Annotated in this window: 4 protein-coding genes; all 4 read right to left on the bottom strand. The window is 63.3% G+C overall.

Features of this window, described 5'->3' with window-relative positions:
• A partial coding sequence (locus EOM25_13555; protein NCC26199.1) for a ferrous iron transport protein A occupies nucleotides 1-213 on the bottom strand: 213 nt, incomplete at its 3' end.
• Entirely contained in the window at nucleotides 207-2330 is a 2124-nt protein-coding gene (locus EOM25_13550; protein NCC26198.1) for a heavy metal translocating P-type ATPase, read from the bottom strand. The genes EOM25_13555 and EOM25_13550, both read right to left, overlap by 7 nt.
• The gene (locus EOM25_13545) at nucleotides 2327-2563 is read right to left on the bottom strand and encodes a hypothetical protein (GenBank protein ID NCC26197.1); all 237 of its coding nucleotides are present in this window, start codon (nucleotides 2561-2563) and stop codon (nucleotides 2327-2329) included. Before EOM25_13545 ends, EOM25_13550 begins: the two co-directional genes overlap by 4 nt.
• Nucleotides 2564-2649: 86 nt before the next feature.
• The gene (locus tag EOM25_13540) at nucleotides 2650-2991 is read right to left on the bottom strand and encodes a YtxH domain-containing protein (protein ID NCC26196.1); all 342 of its coding nucleotides are present in this window, start codon (nucleotides 2989-2991) and stop codon (nucleotides 2650-2652) included.
• Nucleotides 2992-3057 lie beyond the last annotated feature (66 nt).

Here is a 3057-nt window from a genome sequence, read left to right as displayed (position 1 = left end):
GATGATCTTCGAGGCCATTCCCGCGGCCAGGAGAACTTCTCCCTTGGGGCCGCGGACCCGGACAGGGCTGATCATGGCATCTTCCTCGAGCCGCTTGATCTCGTCCCCGATACCCACGCCGAGGCGCTGGAGGCGGTCGGAGAGGAGAGCGTCCTCGACGGCTGCGATGAGCATGGGGATTTCGCAGGGACTCTTGTCGACGGTTGTCAGCATGACAGGCTCCTGGATTGAAGGGTCTGGAGGCTCGGGCCGTTGACGCCTCTCAGGCCGGAGTAGGCGAGGATGCCTACGGTCGTAGAATTGTGCGCCGCAGCCGACAGGACGGCCGGGATGTATCCGGCTGCCGCCAGGGCCATGATTCCGGAATTTATCCCGATGGCGGACAGGACGCAGCGCCGCAATGTGGTGTCCGTCCGTTTGGCTATGGACAGGGCCAGGGGAAGCGCACGGATGTCTTCCCCCATGAGAACGACCTGGGCCGACTCCCTGGCCAGGTCGGCCCCCTTGGGCATACAGACCCCGACATCGGCGGCCAGCATGGCCGGAGCGTCGTTGACACCGTCGCCCACAAAGGCGATCCGTCGGCCCTCGGATTTCAGGCGTTCAACAACGGCCGCCTTGTCCTCGGGCTTGAGCTCGGCGTGGACTTCGTCCAATTCCGGAATATGAGCGCAAACGGCCTGGGCCGTCCGGACGTGGTCGCCGGAAAGGACCACCAGCCGGGACACGCCGAATTGTCTGAGGAGGCGGAGGCTCTCGCCTGCTTCGGGGCGAAGATCGTCGCGCATACCGATGAGGCCGACCAGCTCCGAACCCCGGGCGACGAAGAGCAGCGATTTTCCCTGGTCGAGAAGCTCGGAGGAGAGGTTGTCGGCCGGTCTGCAGTCGATCCCCTCGTCGTCGTGGATGAAGTGCCGACTGCCGACCAGGACGCGGATACCGTCGACGTAGGCCGAAACGCCATGGGCCACGATGAAGTCCACGTTGGACATGTCCGGGAGTTTCAGGCCGACTTCCCTGGCCTTGGCCGTCACAGCCCGGGCCACGGGATGCCCGTAATGCTGTTCGGCTCCGGCCGCCCAGGACAGGAGATCGGTCTCGACATACCCGGGCAAGGCGACCAGGTCGGTCACCCGAAGAGATCCCCGCGTGAGGGTTCCGGTCTTGTCGAAGACGAAGGTGTCGACCCGGGAGAGGGCGTCCAGGCTTTGAGCGCCCTTGATGAGCACGCCCTCCTTGGCGGCCGAGTACATTGCCGAGCGCACGGCCACTGGGTAGGAGAGTTTGACGGCGCAGGAATAGTCCACGGTCAGTACCGAAGCCGCCCGCCTCATGTCACCGGTCAAGGCGTAGAGGCCCGCTCCGGCGCCAAAGGTCAGGGGGACCAGCCTGTCGGCCAGTTCTTCACTGCGTTTCTGGGACGGTGACTTGGAGCGCAGGGATTTCTCGAGCATGCTGGATATCCTGGCCATGGACGTCTCCGAGCCGACCTGGGTGGCTTCGATGTACAGCTTCCCTTCCTCGACGATGGATCCGGATACGACCCCGGCCCCTTCCTCGCAGGCAACCGGGGCCGACTCCCCGGTGATGGAGCTGGTGTTCAGGGTCGCCTTTCCCGAGAGGACCACCCCGTCGACGGGAACGAGGTCGCCCGTACCGCAGATCACGACATCGCCGAGGCGGACCTCGTCAAAGGGTAGAGTGGACTCGATGCCTCCTCGGTCGACCTTGACCGTCTCCACCTGGGGCCTCATGAGATTTTTCAAGAGGTCGTTGGACCGACGCTCGGCCGAATGTTCCACATATTCGCTCAAGGCGAGCAGGGCCCCTACGACGTTGGTCGTGAAGTAATCGCCCCGGAGCAGGGACAGCAGCTTGACCGATGCGTCCAGGACCTCGATCTTCAGCCCACGGGTCAGAATGGTTTCGGCTCCTTTGGCCAGGGTCGGAGCGGCCAGAAACCAGCTCAAGGCCGCCTGCACAGGCCTGGGTAGAAACGGTGTTGCCGCGGCCACTCCGGCTTGGGCCGCAACACCGATCAGGTCCGGCGGATGCGTCTGTCCGGGATCGGATCGAAAGGCCTCCTTGGGCAGGATGGAGAGGGCCAGGACAAGGGCGCTGTCGGTATTGGTCACGCCATCGTGGCGAATGGCCACGCTTCCGGCCCGCACGTTCATCCGGGCCGAATGCACGCCCGGCATGTTCTCAAGGTAGGCGCAGACGTAATCCACATCCAGGGCGGGGTCCATGAGCATTCCGCCATGCAGCCGAACTCTGGTGGGGGTTCGGTGGACGACGCGCAGCCTTTCCTCCCGTGGTCCCCGGGTCATGAGGAGGCACCTGACCGGGGCTTATAGAGCATGTGGTGCCAGATGCTGAATCCGACCAGGGACGCCCCGGCCAGGACATGCCACGGCCTTGTTTCCCTGGTGCGGTGGAATCCGGTAAAGATCAATACGCCCATGCTGACGGACATGCCCAGCTTGGCCAGATGTCTGTCCCTGGCCGCTTCGGACAGGTCGGCATTTTTTTTTTCGATCGAGGACTTGTTGTTCGATCTCATCTGAGGGTACTCCTGCACGCCGGATCGGAATTGATTGCCGGTCCGGGCCGGCCATTCGAGGCCATGCCCGGACCGCTGGGGGTTGGTTATTCTTTTGCGCTCATTTCCGCCTTGTAGTCCTGGATACGTTCCTTGACCTCTTCCACTCCGCTCTGGACACCGGTCCACAGTCTCACCGCCCCGGAGACGATGGCCTTCTGGACCGTGGGGTTGGCCAAAACGAGAGCCACGGCCGCGCCGACGACAAAGCCCTTGGCGTAGCCGGGGTTGCTGAAATCGAACCAGGAGCGGACATGGGTGGGCTGAGCTTCATAGGGGGGATTGGTTTGCTGCTGGTACACATACCGGGGATCGTACCTGTAATCGTAAGTATAGGCGTTCTCCACCGGGACATTCTGCCCGGAAGGCACCTGGGTTGGATAGGACATCGGCGGCTCCTTTTCTATGCCTTTGGCGCGGTTTTGGTTTCGGTTTCGCAGGCGATCTCAGCCCTG

The sequence above is a fragment of the Deltaproteobacteria bacterium genome, assembly GCA_009929795.1.
Classification (GTDB): domain Bacteria; phylum Desulfobacterota; class Desulfovibrionia; order Desulfovibrionales; family Desulfomicrobiaceae; genus RZZR01.
Note: the sequence above shows the minus strand (reverse complement) of the source record. Positions and strands in the feature narration are given on the sequence as shown.